The sequence below is a fragment of the Emticicia fontis genome (assembly GCF_054779675.1).
Window position 1 is genome coordinate 1 of the sequence record NZ_BAAGXU010000045.1, and the last position, 721, is coordinate 721.

Annotated in this window: 1 protein-coding gene; it reads right to left on the reverse strand. The window is 30.4% G+C overall.

What is annotated here, in order from left to right; all coding sequences use genetic code 11:
* Positions 1-99: 99 nt before the first annotated feature.
* Positions 100-513 (reverse strand): hypothetical protein, encoded by a 414-nt coding sequence (locus tag ACYVFA_RS19640; protein WP_460473557.1) that lies wholly within the window; start codon positions 511-513, stop codon positions 100-102.
* Between the last annotated feature and the right edge of the window lie 208 nt (positions 514-721).

A 721-nucleotide genomic window follows, 5' to 3' on the forward strand; every position in this document is an offset into this window, starting at 1 on the left:
ATAAAATTAACTATGAACTATAGAAATTATAAAGCATCATACATTTAGAAACATAACCAATGATTTTATTGGAAGGATTTATTAAATTTCGCTAATTATTTATTTGATTCTCGCATATTTATTTCTTGACGTGCAAGTTTGAACTACAAGTGTATCTGAATTCAGACTATTAATAATCCATTTTTTACAATCTACGCACACACCACTAGCACATATTTTTTGAGCATCAAACGTAATTACGTTCCTGGAAAGACTGTAATTCCCAATTGGATAGCAACAGTCTTTTAATGGTGACCCACCCGTTAAAAATATATGGTCAGCAGTAAATTCTATTATTGGTATTGCTTCGAGCTTATTTACTGTAGCCCATGCTTTCCAAGAATCATCATCATTCTTTATTTGCCTTTGATAAGTATGATTCCATTTCCCAATCAACTTTTCAGGTGAGGCCGAATCCGATTTGCATGCATTCAATACAATTGACAAGCCGAGAAAAATAAATAGTGTTTTCATTATACAGTTTTTTTCATAATGATGCCTTTTCTATTAATAAAGTTGGAATGACTTATTTAATAATTCTTTTTTAGTGAGTAATAGTCTTGAATAATTATCATATAAAAATGAGTGTAAGGTTTCCCCCACACTCTTTAATTAAATCTATTGTCACGTCCTGAAATAGCGATACATTAAAAAGTATCGAAGATGGGAAATCAAAACAACT

Excerpts from the sequence above, each read along its gene's own strand:
- ACYVFA_RS19640 (WP_460473557.1), bottom strand. The coding sequence starts at position 513 with ATGAAAACACTATTTATTTTTCTCGGCTTGTCAATTGTATTGAATGCA.